This is a genomic window from Streptomyces sp. NBC_01471 (genome assembly GCF_041438865.1).
Taxonomy (GTDB): domain Bacteria; phylum Actinomycetota; class Actinomycetes; order Streptomycetales; family Streptomycetaceae; genus Streptomyces.
Genome location: NZ_CP109450.1, coordinates 5937232 through 5958036 on the forward strand (window position 1 = coordinate 5937232; position 20805 = coordinate 5958036).

At 70.9% G+C, this 20805-nt stretch carries 18 protein-coding genes; 13 read left to right on the forward strand and 5 right to left on the reverse strand.

From position 1 onward, the window contains the following. The first annotated feature begins 89 nt into the window (after nucleotides 1-89). From OG285_RS26590 to OG285_RS26605, 4 genes are all read left to right on the forward strand, one after another. On the forward strand, nucleotides 90-1709 hold the full coding sequence (locus OG285_RS26590; RefSeq protein ID WP_371792442.1) for an MFS transporter: 1620 nt from the start codon (nucleotides 90-92) through the stop codon (nucleotides 1707-1709). Between the two features lie 25 nt (nucleotides 1710-1734). Beyond that, nucleotides 1735-2370: a TetR/AcrR family transcriptional regulator gene (locus tag OG285_RS26595; RefSeq protein WP_356825211.1), complete on the forward strand. Its 636-nt coding sequence runs from the start codon at nucleotides 1735-1737 to the stop codon at nucleotides 2368-2370. 153 nt (nucleotides 2371-2523) lie between these two features. Further along, nucleotides 2524-3552 carry an endonuclease/exonuclease/phosphatase family protein gene (locus OG285_RS26600; protein WP_356825209.1) on the forward strand — a complete coding sequence of 343 codons (1029 nt, stop codon included), beginning with the start codon at nucleotides 2524-2526 and terminating at the stop codon, nucleotides 3550-3552. A gap of 190 nt (nucleotides 3553-3742) precedes the next feature. Beyond that, nucleotides 3743-4966: an MFS transporter gene (locus OG285_RS26605; RefSeq protein ID WP_356825206.1), complete on the forward strand. Its 1224-nt coding sequence runs from the start codon at nucleotides 3743-3745 to the stop codon at nucleotides 4964-4966. Here the strand turns inward: OG285_RS26605 and OG285_RS26610 are convergent. The 4 genes from OG285_RS26610 to OG285_RS26625 form a co-directional block, all read right to left on the reverse strand. Then, entirely contained in the window at nucleotides 4938-6689 is a 1752-nt protein-coding gene (locus tag OG285_RS26610; protein ID WP_356825204.1) for an NAD+ synthase, read from the reverse strand. The two genes, OG285_RS26605 and OG285_RS26610, sit on opposite strands and share 29 nt — an antisense overlap. Nucleotides 6690-6856: 167 nt before the next feature. Beyond that, complete coding sequence (locus OG285_RS26615; RefSeq protein WP_356825202.1) at nucleotides 6857-8809, reverse strand: S53 family peptidase; 1953 nt, start codon at nucleotides 8807-8809, stop codon at nucleotides 6857-6859. 109 nt (nucleotides 8810-8918) lie between these two features. After that, complete coding sequence (locus OG285_RS26620; RefSeq protein WP_371793628.1) at nucleotides 8919-9557, reverse strand: DUF305 domain-containing protein; 639 nt, start codon at nucleotides 9555-9557, stop codon at nucleotides 8919-8921. A gap of 17 nt (nucleotides 9558-9574) precedes the next feature. Continuing rightward, on the reverse strand, nucleotides 9575-10252 hold the full coding sequence (locus tag OG285_RS26625; protein WP_356825200.1) for a DUF3105 domain-containing protein: 678 nt from the start codon (nucleotides 10250-10252) through the stop codon (nucleotides 9575-9577). A gap of 139 nt (nucleotides 10253-10391) precedes the next feature. Between OG285_RS26625 and OG285_RS26630 the strand changes: the two genes are divergently transcribed. The 7 genes from OG285_RS26630 to OG285_RS26660 all read left to right on the forward strand — a co-directional run bounded on the left by OG285_RS26630 (nucleotide 10392) and on the right by OG285_RS26660 (nucleotide 15749). Continuing rightward, complete coding sequence (locus OG285_RS26630) at nucleotides 10392-10568, forward strand: hypothetical protein (protein WP_371792443.1); 177 nt, start codon at nucleotides 10392-10394, stop codon at nucleotides 10566-10568. Then, the gene (locus tag OG285_RS26635; protein WP_371792444.1) at nucleotides 10565-11023 is read left to right on the forward strand and encodes a monovalent cation/H+ antiporter complex subunit F; all 459 of its coding nucleotides are present in this window, start codon (nucleotides 10565-10567) and stop codon (nucleotides 11021-11023) included. The genes OG285_RS26630 and OG285_RS26635 overlap by 4 nt, the downstream gene beginning before the upstream one ends. Continuing rightward, on the forward strand, nucleotides 11016-11282 hold the full coding sequence (locus OG285_RS26640) for a hydrogenase subunit MbhD domain-containing protein (RefSeq protein WP_371792445.1): 267 nt from the start codon (nucleotides 11016-11018) through the stop codon (nucleotides 11280-11282). Before OG285_RS26635 ends, OG285_RS26640 begins: the two co-directional genes overlap by 8 nt. After that, entirely contained in the window at nucleotides 11279-12016 is a 738-nt protein-coding gene (locus tag OG285_RS26645) for an MnhB domain-containing protein (protein WP_371792446.1), read from the forward strand. The genes OG285_RS26640 and OG285_RS26645 overlap by 4 nt, the downstream gene beginning before the upstream one ends. Then, nucleotides 12016-12363: a sodium:proton antiporter gene (locus OG285_RS26650; RefSeq protein ID WP_371793629.1), complete on the forward strand. Its 348-nt coding sequence runs from the start codon at nucleotides 12016-12018 to the stop codon at nucleotides 12361-12363. The genes OG285_RS26645 and OG285_RS26650 overlap by 1 nt, the downstream gene beginning before the upstream one ends. A gap of 14 nt (nucleotides 12364-12377) precedes the next feature. Beyond that, nucleotides 12378-14126 carry a complex I subunit 5 family protein gene (locus OG285_RS26655; RefSeq protein WP_371793630.1) on the forward strand — a complete coding sequence of 583 codons (1749 nt, stop codon included), beginning with the start codon at nucleotides 12378-12380 and terminating at the stop codon, nucleotides 14124-14126. 261 nt (nucleotides 14127-14387) lie between these two features. Beyond that, on the forward strand, nucleotides 14388-15749 hold the full coding sequence (locus OG285_RS26660; RefSeq protein ID WP_356825188.1) for a glutamine synthetase family protein: 1362 nt from the start codon (nucleotides 14388-14390) through the stop codon (nucleotides 15747-15749). Nucleotides 15750-15904: 155 nt separating this feature from the next. Here the strand turns inward: OG285_RS26660 and OG285_RS26665 are convergent, their stop codons facing one another. Continuing rightward, nucleotides 15905-16468 (reverse strand): GNAT family N-acetyltransferase, encoded by a 564-nt coding sequence (locus OG285_RS26665; protein WP_371792447.1) that lies wholly within the window; start codon nucleotides 16466-16468, stop codon nucleotides 15905-15907. Between the two features lie 366 nt (nucleotides 16469-16834). Here OG285_RS26665 and OG285_RS26670 point away from each other — a divergent pair, with 366 nt between their 5' ends. Next, nucleotides 16835-17590: a DUF3472 domain-containing protein gene (locus OG285_RS26670; RefSeq protein WP_356825184.1), complete on the forward strand. Its 756-nt coding sequence runs from the start codon at nucleotides 16835-16837 to the stop codon at nucleotides 17588-17590. A gap of 183 nt (nucleotides 17591-17773) precedes the next feature. Continuing rightward, entirely contained in the window at nucleotides 17774-20779 is a 3006-nt protein-coding gene (locus OG285_RS26675; RefSeq protein WP_356825182.1) for a bifunctional [glutamine synthetase] adenylyltransferase/[glutamine synthetase]-adenylyl-L-tyrosine phosphorylase, read from the forward strand. Nucleotides 20780-20805: the final 26 nt, after the last annotated feature.

A 20805-nucleotide genomic window follows, 5' to 3' on the forward strand; every position in this document is an offset into this window, starting at 1 on the left:
GAAGTGGGCTCCCGGCCCGCCCGGGGCCCACGGGTAAAATCTTTACGATACGAGACGGTGCCGTATCGGATTTGCTCTACGCTGTCGCCATGACCAACTCCACGGGGCCAGTCGCAGCGCCCCGCATACCCGAAGCCGTGCACCGGCGCCGCTGGGCGATCCTGGCCGCGCTGATGCTGAGCCTGCTGATCGTGGTGCTCGACAACTCCATCCTCAACGTGGCGGTCAAGACGATCGCCGCCCCCGCGCCGAGCGGGCTCGGCGCCACCCAGAGCCAGCTCGAATGGGCGATCAACGCCTACACGCTGGTCTTCGCCGGACTGCTCTTCACCGCGGGCCTCCTCGGCGACCGCCTCGGCCGCAAGAAGATCCTGCTCTTCGGACTGGCGGTCTTCGGCATCGGCTCGGTGCTCGCCGCCATCTCCACCTCGCCGGCCGAACTCGTCGCGTTCCGGGCCGTGATGGGTCTCGGTGGGGCCTTCGTGATGCCCGCCACGCTCGCCGTCCTGATGAACGTCTTCGAGCGCGAGGAGCAGCCCAAGGCCATCGGTATCTGGGCCGGCGGCGTCGGCCTGGCCATCGCCATCGGCCCGATCACCGGCGGTGTGCTCCTCGAACACTTCTGGTGGGGCTCGGTGTTCCTGGTCAACGTCCCGGTGGTGGTCGTCGCGCTGATCGCGATGGTGCTGCTGGTCCCCGACTCCAAGGACCCCGCCCCCGGCCACCTCGACCCGGTGGGCGTGAGCCTGTCCGTCATCGGCCTGGTGCTGCTGGTGTACGGGATCATCCGCGGCGGCGAACTGGCCGACTTCACCGCGCCGTCCGCGCTGCTGACCACGCTCGGCGGCCTCGCCGTGCTGGTCGGCTTCGTGGTGTACGAGAAGCGCAGCAGCCACCCGGCGATCGACGTCACCTACTTCAAGAACCCGGCGTTCTCCGCGGCCGTCGCCGCCATCGCGCTGGTCTTCTTCGCGCTGATGGGCGTCACCTTCTTCTCCGCGTTCTACATGCAGAGCGTCCGCGGCTACAGCGCCCTGGAGTCCGGCGTCCTGCTGCTTCCGCTGGCCGCGGCCCAGATGATCTTCTCGCCGCGGGCCAGGCTCGTCGTCGAGCGGTTCGGCGCCCGCGCCGTCTGCACGGCCGGCATGGTGCTGGTCGCCGCCGGGCTCGGGTGCTTCGCGTTCTTCGGCGCCGGTACTCCCGTCTGGGTGATGGAGGTCGTCTACTTCGTCATGGGCACGGGAATGGCCCACATCATGCCGCCGGTCACCGTCTCGATCATGCAGTCCCTGCCCCGCGAGAAGGCCGGGTCCGGTTCCGCGATCAACAACACCTTCCGCCAGGTGGGCGGGGCGCTCGGTGTCGCCGTCCTGGGGTCCGTGCTGTCCGCCTCGTACCGGGACGGCATCGAGGATCATCTCGGCGCGGTGCCGCCCGGCGCGCGCAAGGCGGCGGGGGAGTCGATCGAGGCGACCCTGGGCATCGCGGAGAAGCTCGGCCCCGCGGGCCGGGCGCTCGCCGGCCAGGCGGACACCGCGTTCCTGCACGCCATGCACGTGACGGCCCTCGGCTCGGCCGGGGTCGCGCTGCTCGGCGCCGTCGTGGTGGCGGTCTTCCTGCCGGGCCGGCCGGGAGGCCGTCGCGACGGCGCCGCCGCGGAAGCGGCGGCGGAGGCCGTACCCGCGTCGGCGACAATCAGTACGGACTGAACGCACGGTGAGAGGCGGAGCGGGCGTGCCCCCGACGGAACAGCAGAACAGGCCGGCTGGGCACCGGCGCGGCCGGCCGCGCTCGGAGGCGGTCGAACGGTCGATCGTCGAGGCCGTGGTGAAGCTGCTGGAGGAGGGCGTCCCGCTCACCGCGGTGTCCATCGAGCGCGTCGCCCGCACGGCGGGTGTCGGCAAGGCCACCATCTACCGCCGCTGGAAGGGCAAGGAGGAGCTCTTCATCGACGTGCTCAAGGACATCGAGCCCATCGACCCGGAGCTGCCGGGCACCTCGGTGCGCGACGATCTGATCGCCATGCTCGAATCGCTGCGCCGGCGGGGCCTCGCCAAGCGCTCGTCGGCGCTGCTGTACAACGTCTTCGCGCAGATGCAGAGCTATCCGGAGCTCTGGCGGGCCTACCACGACACCGTCGTCGAGGCCCGGCGCCTGATGGGGGTGGACATCGTGCGCCGGGGGATCGCCGCGGGCGAGATCCGCTCCGACCTGGCCCCCGACCTGGTCAACGACCTCTTCGTGGGGCCGATGCTGCTGCGCACCGTGCTCCGCCCCGACGCGCGGCTCGACGACGACCTGGCCGCGCGGGTCGTGGACGCCCTCCTGGCGGGGCTCGCACCGCGCCGGGACCAGGGGCAGGACGCCTGAAATGTGCGTGTTCCGTCACAACCGGAACTCTGCGTGGTACCTGCCACGTCCTCGTGACAGTACGGCCGTGTCCCCACGGCGCGGAAAGTGCCGTTCCATCGCTTAGTGTCAAGGGCGGGACGGCGTGCACGGCAAGGCAGCGAGGGCAACGGTATGGCGCAGGCGCACTTCACGGACACGGAACACGGCAGCTCGGAGTACGGGCATTCCGAATCCGGTGCCCGGCGTCTGTTCGGCGGGCGCTGGCGGGGTGACCGCGGCATCTGGCGCCGCGGCATCGTCCTCGCGTGCTTCGCCGTCCTGCTCACGCTGACGATGCTCTTCCACGCCCACATCCCCAACGACATAGGGAACCTCGGCAGCCTCACCGAGACCTTCCTGCCGTGGTTCGGCTTGGTCGGTGTCCCGGTGCTGCTCGTGCTCGCCCTGCTGCGCCGCTCGGCCACCGCGCTGATCGTCCTGCTGCTGCCCGTCATCGTCTGGCTGAACATCTTCGGCGGACTGATCTCCGACAAGTCGGCCTCCGGCGGCGACCTGGTGGTGGCCACCCACAACGTGAACGCGGACAACCCCGACCCGGTGGGCACCGCGAAGAAGGTCGCCGCCTCGGGCGCCGACGTGGTCGCCCTGGAGGAGCTGGCCGCGGGCAAGGTCTCCGCGTACTCCGACGCCCTCGCCGCCACCTACCCGTACCACGCGGTGGAGGGCACGGTCGGGCTCTGGAGCAAGTACCCGATGAGCGCCACCGAGCCCGTCAACATAAGGCTCGGCTGGGTCCGCGCCATGCGGTCCACGGTCGCCACCCCCAAGGGCAAGGTGGCCGTCTACGTCGCGCACCTCCCCTCGGTACGGGTGAAGCTCGACGCCGGATTCACCGCGTCGCAGCGCGACAACAGCGCGGACGCGCTGGGCGCGGCCATCAGGAAGGAGCCGCTGCGCGACGTGGTCCTCCTCGGCGACCTCAACGGGACGATGAACGACCGTTCGCTGGGCGCCGTCACGTCGCAGATGCGCTCCACCCAGGGCGCCGCGGGCAACGGCTTCGGCTTCAGCTGGCCCGCGCGCTTCCCGATGGCGCGCATCGACCAGATCATGGTCAGGGGCGCCGACCCGGTCTCCTCCTGGACGCTGCCCAGGACCGGCAGCGACCACCTGCCGATCGCGGCCCGCATCAAACTCTAGGGATCCGCATCGGGCTCGGGAGACCCGCACATCGGGCTCCGGGAGATACGCATCACTTAACGGGGCATTCACCTGCCGGAACAACACGGCGGGGAGACTTTGTTCAGCAGGAGAACTTAAGCTGGTCCTACGGCCCGCTGCCGTTCTTCCGTTCCCCTGTTCCCGCTCTCGTAAGAGAAGGTCTCCCTCCATGCCCCTGGCCCTGCTCGCGCTGGCCATCTCCGCGTTCGGCATCGGCACCACCGAGTTCGTGATGATGGGCCTGCTGCCCAACGTCGCCGACGACCTGGGCACCTCCGTGCCCACCGCGGGCTATCTCGTCTCCGCCTACGCGATCGGCGTCGTCGTCGGCGCGCCGCTGCTCACCGCCCTCGGCTCCCGCATCCCGCGCAAGCGGATGCTGCTGCTCCTGATGGCCCTGTTCACCGTCGGCAACCTGGCATCCGCCTTCGCGCCCGGCTTCGGCTGGCTGCTGGCCGGGCGGGTACTCGCCGGGCTGCCGCACGGAGCCTTCTTCGGGGTCGGCGCGGTCGTCGCCTCCGGCCTGGTCGACGAGGGCAGGCGCGGACGTGCCGTCGCCACCATGTTCCTCGGCCTGACCATCGCCAACATCGTCGGCGTCCCCGCCGCGACCCTGCTCGGCCAGCACCTCGGCTGGCGCGCCACCTTCGTCGTGGTCGGCGTCATCGGTCTGGTGGCGCTGGCCGCGCTGGCCAGGCTCGTTCCGTACGTCCCCGTCGACGCGCACCAGGGCCTGCGCCACGAAGTGCGCGCCCTCGGCAACCGGCAGGTGCTCCTCGGGCTGCTGACCGCGGTCTTCGGCTTCGCCGGGGTCTTCGCCGTATACAGCTACCTCGCCTCGATCACCACCGAGGTCATGGGCTTCTCCGAGTCGTCGGTGACCCTGGTGCTCGCCCTCTTCGGTATCGGGATGACCCTGGGCGCGCTGGCCGCGGGACCGCTGAGCGACCGGGCGCTGCGCCCCACGGTCTACGGCTCGCTGGCCGGGCTGGCCGTCGTGCTGGTCGCGTTCGACTTCACCGTCCATGTGAAGTGGGCCGCGCTGGTCAGCGTGGTGCTCCTGGGCGCGGTCGGCTTCATGACCACGACACCGCTCCAGATGCTGGTGATGAAGAAGGCCAGTTCCGCCCCGACGCTGGCCTCGGCCTCCAACCACTCCGCGTTCAACCTGGCCAACGCCGGCGGCGCCTGGCTCGGCGGGGTCGCCATCGCGGCGGGCTGGGGCTGGATGTCGCCGACCCTGGTGGGCGCGGGGCTCGCCGTGATCGGCCTGGCCGTCGCGGTGACCGCGGGGCTGCTCGACCGCGGTACGCCGAAGGGGGCCTCCCGCGTGGTCGCGGAAAGCCCCCGTACGGAGCGTGCGCTCAGCTCGTCTCGCGCCAGCGGTTCGTGATCGGCAGCCGCCGGTCCTTGCCGAACCCCTTCGCGGAGATCTTGGTGCCCGGCGGGTACTGACGGCGCTTGTACTCCGCGGTGTCCACCATCCGGAGCGTCTTCGCCACCAGCTCGGGGTCGTACCCGGCCGCGACAATGGAGTCGAGGCCCTGGTCGGCGTCGACGTACCGGGCCAGGATCGCGTCGAGCACCTCGTAGTCCGGGAGCGAGTCCGTGTCGACCTGGCCGGGGCGCAGCTCGGCGCTGGGCGGCTTGGAGATCGAGTTCTCCGGGATCGGCGGGGTCTGGCCCCGCTCGGCCGCCGCCCGATTCCGCCACTCGGCGAGCCGGAAGATCGACGTCTTGTAGACGTCCTTGATCGGCCCGTACGCGCCGACCGAGTCGCCGTAGAGCGTCGAGTACCCCACCGCCAGCTCGGACTTGTTGCCCGGCGCGAGCACGATCTGGCCCTCCTGGTTGGAGATGGCCATCAGCGTGGTGCCGCGCAGCCGCGACTGGAGGTTCTCCTCGGCGAGACCGGTGAGCGAGAGCGACTCCATGTACGCGTCGAACATCGGCGCGATCTCCACGGTCCGGTAGTTCAGCCCGGTGCGCCGGGCCAGCTCGGCCGCGTCGCCCCGGGAGTGGTCCGACGAGTACTTGGACGGCATGGAGACGCCGTACACGTTCTTCGCGCCGAGGGCGTCGCAGGCGATGGCCGCGACGAGCGCCGAGTCGATGCCGCCGGAGAGCCCGATCAGCACCGAGGAGAAGCCGTTCTTGGCGGCGTACGCCCGCAGGCCCACGACCAGCGCGGTGTACAGCTCCTCGTCGTCGTCGAGCCGGTCGGCGTAACCGCCGGGCAGCTCGGCCGCGTACGCCGGAACCGGCTCGTCGGAGAGCGTGACGTGCTCGATGCGCAGCCCGTCGGCCACCACACCCGACGGCACCTGCCCCGCGGCGGGCAGCTCCAGGTCGACCACCACACAGCTCTCGGTGAACTGTGCCGCCCGTGCGACGACTTCGCCGTCCTTGTCGACCACGATCGAGTCGCCGTCGTAGACCAGCTCGTCCTGGCCGCCGGTCATCGCGACGTACGCGGTGGTGCAGCCGGCCTCCCTGGCCCGCTTGCGGACCAGCTCAAGGCGCTGGTCGTCCTTCTTCAGCTCGTACGGCGAGGCGTTGATCGAGACCAGCAGCCCGGCCCCCGCGGACCGGGTCGCGGGGACCCGGCCGCCGTCCTGCCAGAGGTCCTCGCAGATGGCGAGTGCGACATCGACGCCGTGCACCCGGATCACCGGGAGGGTCTCGCCGGGGACGAAGTAGCGGAACTCGTCGAAGACGCCGTAGTTCGGCAGGTGGTGTTTGGAGAAGGTCAGCGCGACCTCCCCGCGGTGCAGCACGGCCCCGGCGTCGCGCGGGGCGCCCGCGGGCTGCCCGTAGCGGGGCTGGGCCTTCTCGGTGCGGTCGAGGTAGCCGACGACGACGGGGACCTCACCGAACCCTTCGGCGTCCAGCCGTGCGGCGAGCGCGCGCAGCGCGGCCCGGGAGGCGTCGACGAAGGACGACCGCAGGGCCAGGTCCTCGACGGGGTATCCGGTCAGCATCATCTCGGGGAACGCCACCAGGTGGGCGCCCCGCTCGACGGAGTGCCGGGTCCAGTGGACGACCGCCTCGGCGTTACCGGCGAGGTCGCCGACGGTCGAGTCGATCTGATTCAGTGCGAGGCGTAGTTGAGGCACGGGCCCAGTGTAATCGTCTCTCTGACGCGATGTCCTGCTGGGCGGGTGCGCGGTATGTCACTGCGACGCCGCCCCGTCCCCACCCGTGGTGCGGGCGGGGACGGGGCGGCGGATGTGGCTAGCGCGTGCGACGCGAGGTCACCGCGGCCGTGTGCTGCGCGTACGGGTCAGCGCCGGGCGTACGAGCTGATGTACGTCCGTCCCGGGCTGCCGACACCCGTCACGTCGTCGTAGCCGACGGTGGCGACCAGCGAGGAGTCCGCGCCGAGCGTCCGCAGCGAGGTCAGCAGACCGCCGCTCGCGTCGACACTGTTGGCGAAGTCGACCCGGACGACCGACTGGGTGCGGCCCGCGCCCAGCGGGTGGTCGGTGACGTCGTGGTACGCCGACGTGCCGTAGCGGGAGTAGATCGACGGGTTGGCGAACCCGATCGGAACCCCGTGCTGCGCCTGCTGTGCCAGCGCCTGGATGCCCGCGATGACCGGAGCCGCCAGCGAGGTGCCGCCGATGCGGTACTCGCTGTACTGCTGCGAACCGTCCGGGAAGGTCTGCGTCTGGCCCACCAGGAAACCGGTGTTGGGGTCGGCGATCGCCGAGATGTCCGGAATCGTGCGCATGGGCGTCTTGCCGTTGGACGTGGCGAGCTTCCCGGGCACCACACCGCGCTGGTAGAACGGCTGCGCCACGGTCTTGCTGGTGCCGCCGCCCGCGCCGCCGTTGAAGGTGCCGGGGAAGGCCGACCAGGTCTTGTTGTCGGCCGAGAGGCTCGACTTCAGAGTGCCCCAGCCGGTCTCCCACTGGTACTTGTCGGTCTTGCCGACGGCGAGCGAGGTGCCGCCGACCGCCGTCACCCAGGCGGAGTTGGCCGGAGTGTCGACCTGCTTCGTACCGGTGTTGGCGACCTCGTCACCGTTGTCGCCGGTGGAGAAGTAGAAGCCGATGCCCTCGACGGCGCCCAGCTGGAAGACCTGGTCGTAGGCGGCGGCCGAGGCCGGCGTCTGGGTGGCCTCGATGTCGCCCCAGGAGTTGGAGACGATGTCGGCGAGGTGGTTGTCCACTATCTTGCCGAGCGAGTCGAGCAGCGCGTCGTCGTTGCAGGACGCGGCGCCGACGTACACGATGTCCGACTTGGGCGCCACCGCGTGCACGGCCTGGACGTCGAGGGTCTCCTCGCCGTACCAGCCGGCCGCACCGCACTCGTCGATGTCGGTGTAGTCGCTCGGCAGCACCTGGGAGAGCTGACCCTTGGCGTACGCGCTGTCGCCGTTGCGCTTCGCGTACTTGGCCGCGTCCTGCGCGATGGTCGGCGAGGCGTAGGCGTCCGTGATGGCGACCGTGACGCCCTTGCCGGTCTTGTTGCCCGCGCCGTAGGCGGAGCGCAGCTGCTTCCCCGTGTAGCCCTTGACCGCGTAGGGGGCCTTCTCGCCGTACGCGTTCGGAAGCTTCTTGTTGACCTTCTGGCCGTAGTACGACGACATCGGCCCGGCGTTCTTGAAGACCGCGCTGGGCGGGGGCAGCGTCGTCGTGTCGTGCTTGACGTTGTGCGGGGCGTTGTCGAGGCCGACGACCGTCAGCACCGCACCCCGGAGGGACGCGGGCGCGGAGGCCGTCGCCGTCGGGGCCCGGTAGGTCCTGCTGCCCTTGCGGTAGTTGTGCAGCTGCGTCGAGAACGCCTTCTCGGCCGCGCTCACGTCACCGCTGACCGAGACGTAGTGCTGGTTCGACCCGGTGACCTTCAGGCCCGAGGACTTCAGCCAGGCGGTGACCTGCTTGATCTGCTCCGGTGTCGCGCCGAAGCGGGCCGTGGCCTGCTTCGCGCTCAGGTATTTGCCGTAGGAGGCGGACCGCGGGTCCGACACCTCCTTCGCGTACGCCGTCAGGCCCTGGGCGTCGCGCCCGGCCAGGTAGACGCGCGCGTTCACCGCGCTGGAGCCGGCGCTGGCCCCGCGGTCGGCGGAGGCCTTCGCCCACTGCGGCTTGGTGCCCTGAAGCGCGTGGCGGCTGCCCGTACCGGAGTCGGCGTTGGCGCTGGGTATGGACAGAGCCAGCGCGCCGGCGAGCAGAGGCAGTGTCGCTGCCACGCTCAGCCCGGCGCGCATCTTCGAGCGGCTGGATCTCATGGAACCCCCTGTGGTGCGGTTCGTCGCAGGTACGCGTGTACGCCACACCCTGCCCGATGAACTGCTCATGCCAGGGGCATGCGATGACCAAGAAGAACTCAAGGAACGGTCATGAACGGGCAGTTGATCCCGTTGTTGGCGAAGCGCCCCTTTCCTTCAGCAGATCGGCCATGAGCTGCACTTCGGACTGCTGGGCGGCCACCATGCCCTGCGCCAGCTTCTTCTCCGCGCCGACCCCGCAGAGCTGCACACACCCCTCCGCCATATGGATGCCGCCCTTGTGATGGGCGGTCATCAGCTGGAGGTAGAGGATCTCCGCCTTCTTGCCGCTCAGCTTCCGCAGGGTGTCCAGCTGGGCCGTGGTGGCCATACCGGGCATCAACGCCCCGTCGGTGGACGGCTCCACGCCCATGCCCATCCACTGCATCGGCAGCCGGTCCGCGTCGCTCACCGGCAGCCCCCAGAGGTTCAGCCAGCCCATCATCATGCCGCGCTGGTTGGCCTGGGTGTTGGCGATGTCGTACGCCAGGCGCCGCACATCGGCGTTGTCCGTACGGTCCCGCACGATGAACGACATCTCCACGGCCTGCTGGTGGTGGACCGACATGTCACGCGCGAAGCCCGCGTCCGCCGAGCCCGCGGTCGGCGTCCGCGCGGCGGGAGCGGTACGCCGGTCGTGACCGGTCGTGAAGGCCATGGTCGCGGCGGCCGCGCAGAGCAGGACGAGGACGACGGCGGCGACGGTCATCAGCCGCGTGCTCCTGCTCACCGGCCGTCCAGCCCGCCCGTGCACGCCGCACCCGGTTCCGGGGTCTGCGGGCCCTGCACGTACTTGGTGAAGAACTGGTTCACCCTCGGGTCGTCGGCGCCGTCCACCGTCATCTGCTTGCCCCAGGCGCTGAGCATGATCGCGCCCGACTGGCCCGGATACGGGCTCATCAGCGAGTACGGGGTCCTCGCCACCTTCGCGCCGAGCTTCTTCACATCGGCCGCCGGGGCCTTGTCCGTGTAGGTGACCCAGACCGAGCCGTGCTCCAGTGAGTGGACGGCGTTCATGTCGGGCAGCGGCTTGGTGTAGACGTTCCCGTTGCAGTTCATCCAGACCTGGTTGTGGTTCCCGCCCACCGGCGGTGTCATCGGGTAGTTCACCTTCGTGGTGACGTGGGTGCGGCCGAGCTTCTTGATGTCCCAGTCCTTCTCACCCTTGATGGGTCCGGCTGTCGTCCCGCCGTCCGCCTTGCTGTCGGACGCGGTGCTGTCGGACTGCGAGGCGGACGAGCTGTTGCTGACGAGATACGTGCCGAAGCCGACCAGCCCCGCCACGGCGACCGCCGCCACCGTGATCAAGGCGATACGGACGCGGCGCTCGCGCGACTTCTCGGCGCGGCGCATCTCCTCTATGCGGGTCTTGCGATCGTTCTTCGAGCTCTGCGTCGAAGCCATCGATGAGTCCTCAAGTCCTTGTGGGATACGGACGTTCCGGGGGCTCAGATCGTAATGGCGGGGCATGCGGCATGGCACAGGGCCAGGACGGCCGGAGTACGGCACTGTGGCCGGGGCACTGGCATGCGGAGGCGGGCGAATGGTGCACAAGTATGCGATCGCGGCGGAACTGCTGCTCTGGTGGGTGGCCCTGACGGCACTGTGGCTGGTCTTCATCAGCACCGTGGACGTACTGGAAACGGCGGTCGGAGCGGCCCTGGCGCTGCCCACCGCGGTCGCCGCCCGCGCGGCACGGACAGCGGTGAGGCAGCGGTGAACGGCTGGCTCTTCGCTGCCGCCGCGCTGCTGGTGTGCGGAGTGGCACCGGCCCTGTGGGGGGTCTCCACCGGCCCGCTGCGACGCCGGGTCGTCGCGCAGAACCAGGCGACCCTGCTGGTCTGCCTCGCCCTGCTGCTGCTCGCCCAGGGGTTCGGCCGCTCCTCCGCGTACACCGATCTCGCCCTCGTCCTGGCGGTCCTCGGCCCGGTCGGCACCCTGGTGTACGCCCGGCTGCTCGCCGACGACCTGGCGGACGACCCGCCGCACAGCTCCAGAACCACCTGGCCGGCGGTCGCCGCCACCGTGCTGGTCGTCCTGCCGCTGTGCGTGGTCACCGGCCCGGCCCGGGCGACGGCCAAGCTGCTCGTCATCGGGGCCCTGCTGATCGCGGGGAACGTCGTCGCGTCACGGGCACTCGACGACCCGGTCCCCGAGGCGGCGCCCCATGACTGACGCACTGATCGTCATCTCCCTGCTGCTGGTCGCGGCTGCGGCCACCGCGGCCGTCCTGGTCCGGGACCCCGCCCGGCAGGCGCTGGTCCTCTCGCTCCTCGGCCTCGCCCTGGCCGTACTGTTCACCGTCCTCCAGGCCCCGGACGTGGCGCTCTCCCAGCTCTCGGTGGGCTCGGCGCTCACCCCGCTGCTGGTGCTCCTCTCCGTACGCAAGGTCCGCCGCAGGCGCCGGGGCGAGCGGCAGGAGCACAGCGGATGAGCCGACGCCTGCGCCTGTGGGTACTCGCCGTCGGCGTGGCCGGACTCGCCGCCATGCTCACCGGCGCCTACCGGCTGCTCCCGCACTTCGGCGGTGACGTCCACCCGTACGGCGACCGCGCGGTGCGGGCCTCTCTGAGCCGGCACACCGCCAACGTCATCTCCTCCGTCAACTTCGACCAGCGCGCCTTCGACACCCTGGGGGAGGAGAGCATCCTCTTCGGCGCGGTCCTCGGAACGGTCGTACTGCTGCGCCAGACCCGGGGCGAGCGGCAGTACCGCCCCGAGCCCGCCCCCGTCCTGCGGTCCGTACGCCGCTACGCGCTGGTGGCGCTGCCCGTCACCCTGCTCGCGGGGGCGTACGTGGTCGCGCACGGCCAGCTCAGCCCCGGCGGCGGATTCCAGGGCGGCGTCGTCATGGCCACCGCCCTGCACCTGCTCTACATCGCGGTCGACTACCGGGCGCTGGAGCGGGTCCGTCCCATCGGCATCTACCACATCGGTGACGCGGCGGGAGAGGGTGCCTATCTGGTCCTGGGGCTCGCGGGGCTCCTCTGCGGGACCTCGTTCCTCGCCAACTTCCTGCCGTACGGCACCTTCAACACCCTCGCGTCGGGCGGGACCGTCCCGCTGCTCAACGCGGCCATCGGAGTGGAGGTCGCCTGCGCGGTGGTCGTCCTGCTCGCCGGCTTCCTCGACCAGGCACTGGAGATCGAGGAGGCGACGGCGGAATGATGTCCGTGCTGCCGTACGCGACCGCCGGGTGGATCTTCATCATCGGTGTCTACGGCCTCGCCACCAGCCGTAACCTCATCCACGCCGTCGGCTGCCTCGCCGTCTGCCAGTCCTCCACCTATGTCCTGCTGCTCTCCGTCGGCTATCGCGACGGCGGTACCGCCCCGGTCTTCTCCGATCTGAAGCCCGGCTCGCGGCCCCTGGTGGACCCCGTCGTACAGGCCCTCGCCCTGACCGACGTGGTGGTCGGGGCGACCCTCACCGCACTGCTGCTCGCCCTCGTCGTACAGGTCGACAAACGGCACGGCACCGTCGACCCCGACGAACTCTCCGAGCTGCGCGGATGACCGGGTCCGGGCAGCTGAACCAGCTGCTTCCGCTGATCGTGGCGCTGCCGCTCACCGGCGCCGTCGTCCTGGTCGCCGCCGGCCGCAGGCTGCCCCGGATCGCCGCGGAGGTGGTCGGCGCCGCTTTCGCCGCGGGCACCGCGGCGCTGGCCGTCGCCCTGCTCGCGGGCAGCGCGGACCACGCCGCCGAATGGGTCGGCGGCTGGACCCCGAAGCAGGGCCGGAGCGTCGGCATCGTCCTGGCCGGCGACCCGCTCGCCCTGGGCCTCGCCACCTTGACCTCCTTCCTGGTCGTCGCCGTACTCGCCTACTCCTGGCGGTACTTCGACGAGCCGCCGCTGCGGCACGCCGGGGCCTTCCCCGCGCTCGTCCTGCTCTTCCAGGCCGGTATGTGCGGCTTCGTCCTCACCGGTGACCTCTTCAACGCCTTCGTCTTCTTCGAGCTGATGAGCGTGGTCGCCTACGCCCTCACCGGCTACCGGGTCGAGGAGGCGAAAGCGGTGCAGGGCGCGCTCACCTTCGGCATCGTCAACTCACTCGGCGCGTACGCCACGCTCACCGGAATCGTCCTGCTCTACGCCCGCACCGGTGAACTGGGCATGCGGGCCATCGGGCGGCGCCTCGACGAGCAGGGCGGACCGGACGCCCTGGTCCTCACGGCCTTCGTGCTCATCCTCACCGGCCTCCTCGTCAAAGCGGCCGCCGTCCCCTTCCACTTCTGGCTCCCCGACGCACACGCCGTCGCCCCCACCCCCGTCTGCATGCTGCTCTCCGGTGTGATGGTCGAGCTCGGCGTGTACGGGACGGGGCGGGTCTACTGGACCGTCTTCGGCGGCCCCGGCGGGGTCCCGGCGCACGACGCCGAGCGGGCCCTGGTGACCCTCGGTGTGCTGACCGCCCTGCTCGGGGCCGTCATGTGCTGGTACCAGCGCCATCTCAAACGCCTGCTCGCCTTCTCGACCGTCGCGCACACCGGCCTCTTCCTCGTCGGCCTCGGACTGCTCACCCCGCAGGCGTCGGCGGGGGTCGCGCTGTACGTGCTCGGGCACGCGGGCGTGAAGGCGGCGCTCTTCGCCTGCGCCGGTATCCTCCTCGACCGCTACGGCTCCATCGACGAGCACGAACTGCACGGCCGGGCGCGTGGACTCCCCTTCGTCGGCGTGCTGTTCACGGCCGGTGGCCTCGCCCTCGCCGGGCTGCCGCCGTTCGGCACGGCGCTGGGCAAGGCGGTGATCGAGGAGTCGGCCGGCACACCCCTCACGGTGCTCTGCGTCGTGGTGTCCGCGCTCACCGGGGGAGCGGTACTGCGGGTCGCCGCGCGGGTCTTCGGCGGATTCGGCCGCCCCCCGGAGGGCAGCCGGCCGTACGAGACGAGCGGTGAGCACGAGGAGCCGGAGACCGGCCGGCGGCCGCTGTCCCGCGTCCCCGACACCATGCTCGTCGTACCGGCGGTGCTGCTGGCCGGGGCACTGGCCGCAGGTCTGGTGCCGGACATCGCCGGCGCGGTCGGCCATGCGCTGGACGAGGCGATCCCGGGAAAGGCGGCGCACGCGCCGCAGTGGTCGGCTCCCGGTGTGCTCATCGGGCTGCTGTCCACGCTGCTCGCCGTGGCCCTGGCCACCGTGGCCGTACGGCGGCCGGGCCGGGCCGGCGGCCCCGACCTCTTCCGGCCACTGCGCCGGCTCCATTCGGGGCACGTCGGCGACTACGTCGCGTGGCTGGCCGCGGGGGCGTCGCTGCTCGGCGCGCTGGTCCGCTGGTAAGCCCGCGCGACATCAACACCGTACGCAGGTGTTCGCCGTGTTCACCGCCCCCCTGGCAGCCGCCCGGAAGGGCGGCCACCCTGACTCGTTCACAGCCTCCACGTGACTCACAATGGAGGCTGCGGTACACCCGAGCGGGGTGAGATGTTCGGACGACGGTTCGCAACAAGCTGGAAATCGTGTGGTGGGATGCTCATGAGCCCCGGTGACCCCGGAGGCATGGGAGCAGGTGGCTGACCAGCAAGGATAGGTAGGAACGGTATGGATAAACAGCAGGAATTCGTACTCCGTACGCTGGAGGAGCGCGACATCCGCTTTGTGCGCCTGTGGTTCACCGACGTCCTCGGGTTCCTGAAGTCGGTCGCCGTGGCACCCGCCGAGCTGGAGCAGGCCTTCGACGAGGGCATCGGTTTCGACGGGTCGGCCATCGAGGGCTTCGCGCGGGTCTACGAGTCCGACATGATCGCCAAGCCGGACCCCAGTACCTTCCAGATCCTGCCGTGGCGTGCGGAGGCTCCCGGTACCGCCCGGATGTTCTGCGACATCCTGATGCCGGACGGCTCCCCGTCCTTCGCCGACCCCCGCTATGTGCTGAAGCGGATCCTGGCCAAGACCTCCGACCTGGGCTTCACCTTCTACACCCACCCGGAGATCGAGTTCTACCTCCTGAAGGACAAGCCGCTCGACGGCACCCGCCCCACCCCCGCCGACAACTCCGGCTACTTCGACCACACTCCGCAGAACGTCGGCATGGACTTCCGCCGCCAGGCGATCACCATGCTCGAATCCATGGGCATCTCGGTCGAGTTCAGCCACCACGAGGGCGCGCCGGGCCAGCAGGAGATCGATCTGCGGTACGCGGACGCGCTGTCGACCGCCGACAACATCATGACCTTCCGGCTGGTCATGAAGCAGGTCGCGCTGGAGCAGGGGGTGCAGGCCACCTTCATGCCGAAGCCGTTCAGCGAGTACCCCGGCTCGGGCATGCACACCCACCTCTCGCTCTTCGAGGGCGACCGCAACGCCTTCTACGAGTCGGGCTCCGAGTACCAGCTCTCCAAGGTGGGGCGGTCCTTCATCGCGGGCCTGCTGACGCACGCCGCCGAGGTCTCGGCGGTCACCAACCAGTGGGTCAACTCCTACAAGCGCATCTGGGGCGGCTCGGCGCGCAGCGCGGGCGCGGGCGGCGAGGCGCCCTCGTACATCTGCTGGGGGCACAACAACCGCTCGGCCCTGATCCGCGTCCCCATGTACAAGCCCGGCAAGACCGGCTCGGCGCGGGTCGAGGTCCGCTCCATCGACTCCGGGGCCAACCCGTACCTGACGTACGCGCTGCTGCTGGCCGCGGGGCTCAAGGGTGTCGAGGAGAACTACGAACTCCCGCCCGGCGCCGACGACGACGTGTGGGCACTCACCGACTCGGAGCGGCGCGCGATGGGCATCGAGCCGCTGCCGCAGAACCTGGGGGAGGCGATCGAGCTGATGGAGCGCAGCGAACTGGTCGCCGAGACGCTCGGCGAGCATGTCTTCGACTTCTTCCTGCGCAACAAGAAGCAGGAGTGGGAGGAGTACCGCAGCGAGGTCACGGCTTTTGAGCTGCGGAAGAACCTGCCGGTGCTGTAGGGGCGGGTCAGTGCTCCCTTACGGACTGACGGGCGATCCGGGCCGGTGGCGGTGTGCCACTGGCCCGGGCGGTGTGCCGTCGGACCCGGAGCCGTGTCGGAAGCCCTGGGCCGTCTGTGGTCCGTCGGCGCTCGACAAGAGCCCGTCGGCCGCCGCTACTGCCGCTCCCACTGCTCCTTGGTGATCTCGTACCGTACGTCCCCGTGCTCGGAGCCCTCGATCTCCTCCATGTCGGGGGGAGTGGGAATGGTGTCCGCGAGCGACATTCCGAGCTTCTCCATGATGTTGCGCGAACCGTGGTTCACGGTCATCGTCTCGGCCCAGACCATGCGCACACCGAGCTCCGTGAACGCCTTGCCCAGCAGAGCCCGCGAGCCCTCGGTGGCGTACCCCTTGCCCCAGGCCGCCTGCCGCAGCCGGTAGCCGAGTTCGACCTCGTCCAGCGGGCCCTCCGGCTCGGGACGCAGGATGAACCAGCCGATGAACGCACCGCCGTCCTTCTCCTGTGCGGCGAACAGGCCGAGTTCGCCGCGCCACTTCTCGTAGCCGGCGAGGATGTTCGGCAGGTGGCGCTCGCGGATGACCTCAGGCGCGGTCGGATCGCCGCCGGTCAGGTAGCGCATCACCGCCGGGTCGCTGTCCAGCTCGATCAGCAGGTCCGCGTCGTCGGGAGCGAAGTGGCGCAGAGCCAGGCGCTCGGTCTCCAGGTAGGTATCCACGGAGCGGATCATGCCTGAAGCCCGGCGGGCAGCTCAACGGCTTTCACCGCCGCCGTAGATGGCCGGCCGAAACTGGAAGGCGCCGGAGAGCGCACCGGCCGTCCCGCATGTCGCCTTCACGGAGCCGCCAACCGGCGTCGGCCCGGGGAGCCTCCGAGCCTGCCGAGTAGCCGCCCAGTGGCTCTTGGACTTTGGTGGTGCAGCGCTTGTCTTTTTGTCAGCAGCCGTTGACGCAACATCAGTTGTGCGTGAACGTGCTTGTCCAAAGCCCTCGTTGAGCAGAACCGCTCACCGGGCTGGAGCACAAGCCACATGAACGCCTCAGCGAACCCATCAGTGAACTCCACCCCCACACAGGAGACACCCATGCGGATGCGGCACCTGCTCACCACCGGAACACTGGCCACGGCGGCGGGCGCCGCCGTGCTGCTCATGGGGCCCGCGGCCCCCGTCCAGGCCGCGGACACCGGGCAGACCCCGGGTACGTACGCCTACTGGAGCGCGCCGTCCGACGTCACATCGGTCTCGATCCCGATGACGCTCCAGCACTCGCCCGGCAACTACAACGCCTACTGGTCGACCCAGTTCGACTTCGCGGGCAGCGGGGCCTCCGGCTACATGGGGTTCCAGACCCACGCGGACGGCGGCGGGATGTTCCTCGTCTCGATCTGGAACGGTACGGAGGCCACCGCGGGCGGCTCCGGCACCTACTGCCAGGACTTCGACGAGAGCGGCACCGGCAAGACCTGCCGTCTCGACCAGCGCCCCGTCGAGGGGCACCAGTACGCGATGGAGGCGGCGCAGCAGTCCGGCTCGTACTGGAAGTACTCCATCGTCGACAGGACCGCGGGCACCACCACGGTCCTCGGGACCATCAAGATCGACGGCGACCACCCGATGGCCGGCTCCAGTTTCAACAGCTGGACCGAGTACTTCGACTGGAACAACCCGGCCACCGTCTGCGCCGACGCCAAGTACTCGAAGCTGCTGTTCGGCATCCCCACCACCAGCGCGGGCAAAGGGACTTACAACTCGTCCAGTCTCAGTGACACCTGCCAGTCCATCGCCAAGGTGACCCTCGGTGCCTCCGGGGCGACGGAGGAGAACGGCATCGGGCAGTAGCCGTACCCGCCCGGCCACCACAGCACCCGCGGGCAGCCGGGTCCCCCCCCCGGGAGGGACCCGGCTGACAGCCGCCGTGCGATGCGGCAGCGCCACGGCCGCCCGCTGCGACTACGCTCGGAACCGGACTTCGATCAACCGGTGTTCCGGACAGCCGGGTGCCACGTGACGAGAGGCGGCAGCATGAGCGTGCCGGGACGCAGAGGCAGTACGTTCACCCGGCTGCTCCGGCACGGTTTCACCGACCCCGCCGCGGCCGAGCGGCTGCTCGACGCCCCGGAGCTGGCCTCCGTACGCCATGACCCCGTCCTGCTCGACGCGCTCGGCGCCACCGCCGATCCGGACCTCGCCCTGCTCGGTCTGGTCCGGATGGCCGAGGCCCAGCAGCCCGACGAGCGGCAGACGCTGCTGGACACGCTGATCGCGGCCAAGCCGCTGCGCGACCGGCTGCTCGGGGTGCTCGGTGCGTCCGAGGCGCTCGGCGACCACCTGGCGCGGCACCCGCACGACTGGCACGCCCTCGTCACGTACGAGACGGCCGATCTGCATCCCGGCGTTCCCGAGTTCGAGCACGGACTCGCCGACGCCGCCGACGCCGTGGAGCTGCGGATCGCCTACCGGCGGTGTCTGCTGGCCATCGCCGCCCGGGACGTCTGCGGCACGACCGACGTCCGGCAGGCCGCCGCCGAACTGGCCGACCTGGCCACCGCCACCCTGCGCGCCGCGCTCGCCATAGCGTCGGCAGCGGCCCCCGAGGACGCCGCGCTCTGCCGCCTCGCCGTCGTCGCGATGGGCAAGTGCGGCGGCCACGAGCTCAACTACGTGTCCGACGTGGACGTCATCTTCGTCGCCGAGCCCATCGAGCCCACCGGGACCGGGGCGGGCGCCGACGAGGCCGGGGCCATGCAGGCCGCCACCCGGCTCGCCGCGCACATGATGCGGATCTGCTCCGACACCAACATCGAGGGCACCATCTGGCCCGTCGACGCGAACCTGCGGCCCGAGGGCCGCAACGGACCGCTGGTCCGTACGCTCTCCAGCCATCTCGCGTACTACGACCGCTGGGCCAAGACCTGGGAGTTCCAGGCGCTGCTCAAGGCCCGCGCGGTCGCCGGTGACCCGGAGCTCGGCGCGGAGTACACCGAAGCGGTCGGGCCCCTCGTGTGGCAGGCGTCCGAGCGGGAGAACTTCGTCGCCGACGCCCAGAAGATGCGCCGCAGGGTCATCGACAACATCCCCCCGGCCCTCGTCGAGCGCGAGCTGAAACTCGGGCCCGGCGGGCTGCGGGACGTGGAGTTCGCCGTCCAGCTGCTCCAGCTCGTGCACGGCCGCAACGACGCGACCCTGCGCAGCGGCAACACCCTGGAGGCCCTGGAGGCCCTGGCGGCCGGCGGCTACGTGGGCAGGACCGACGCGGCGCAGCTCGACGCGGCCTACCGCTTCCTGCGGGCCATGGAGCACCGGATCCAGCTGTACCGGCTCCGCCGCACCCACCTGGTGCCGGACGACCCGGCGGACCTGCGCAGGCTCGGACGTTCGCTGGGACTGCGCACCGAGCCCGTCGCCGAGCTCACCAAGGCGTGGAAGCGGCACGCGACGGTCGTCAGGCGGCTGCACGAGAAGCTCTTCTACCGGCCGCTCCTCGACGCCGTCGCCCAGCTGGCGCCCGGCGAGATCCGGCTCAGCCCGCGGGCGGCCGGCCAGCGCCTCGAAGCACTCGGCTACGCCGACCCGGCCGGCGCCCTGCGGCATCTGGAGGCGCTGTCCTCCGGGGTCTCCAGGAAGGCCGCCATCCAGCGCACCCTGCTGCCCGTGCTGCTCGGCTGGTTCGCGGACTCCGCCGACCCGGACGCGGGGCTGCTCGGCTTCCGCAAGGTCTCCGACGCGCTGGGCAAGACCCCCTGGTACCTGCGGCTGCTGCGGGACGAGGGCGCCGCCGCCGAGAATCTGGCCCGGGTCCTCTCGGCCGGCCGGCTCGCCCCCGACCTGCTGCTGCGTGCCCCGGAGGCGGTCGCGCTGCTCGGCGCCCGCGGCGGGCTCGAACCGCGCCCCCGCGAGATCCTGGAGCAGGAGGTCCTGTCGGCCGTCGGCCGCGCCGAGACCCCCGAGGGCGCCGTCACGTCCGCGCGCGGGGTGCGCCGCCGTGAACTGTTCCGTACCGCGGCCGCCGACCTCATCGGCTCGTACGGCACCGAGGACAACCCGGCGGAGTCCGACCCCGGGGCGCTGGTCGACCGGGTCGGCAACGCCGTCACCGATCTGAACGCCGCCACCATCGCGGGCGCGCTGCGGGCCGCCGTACGGGCACAGTGGGGCGACACCCTGCCCACCCGGTTCGCGGTCATCGGCATGGGCCGCTTCGGGGGCCACGAGCTGAGCTACGGCTCGGACGCCGACGTGCTCTTCCTGCACGCGCCGCGCGACGGCGTGGACGACCAGGAGGCGGCCCGTGCCGCGAACGCCGTCGTGGCCGAGATGCGCAGGCTCCTCCAGCTCCCGACCGCGGACCCGCCGCTGCTGATCGACGCCGATCTGCGGCCCGAGGGCAAGAGCGGCCCCCTGGTGCGGACGCTGGCCTCGTACGCCGCGTACTACCGGCGCTGGTCGGGCGTCTGGGAGAGCCAGGCGCTGCTGCGCGCCGAGCCGATGGCGGGCGACGCGGAGCTGGGTCGCAGCTTCATCGAGCTCGTCGATCCGCTGCGGTATCCCCCCGAGGGCATCGGTGAGGACGCCGTACGCGAGATCCGCCGTCTCAAGGCGCGGATGGAGTCCGAGCGGATGCCGCGCGGGGCCGACCCGACGCTCCACGCGAAGCTGGGCCGGGGCGGGCTCAGCGACGTGGAGTGGACCGTGCAGCTGTTGCAGATGCAGCACGCCTGGGAGGTGCCGGGGCTGCGGACCACCCGCACCCGGACCGCGCTGGCCGCCGCGCACGAGGCGGAGCTGCTCTCGACCGAGGACACGCAGACGCTGGACGAGGCGTGGGTGCTGGCTTCGCGGGTGCGCAACGCGGTGATGCTGGTGCGGGGGAGGGCCGGTGACACGTTTCCGTCGGACGGGCGGGAGCTGGCCGCGATGGCGCGGTACCTGGGGTACGAGACCGGGCACGTGGGGGACATGCTGGACGACTACCGGCGCGCGACCAGGCGGGCCCGCGGGGTCATGGAGGAGCGGTTCTACGGGGGGTAGCGGGGTGGTCGCCCGGCGTGGTCCCG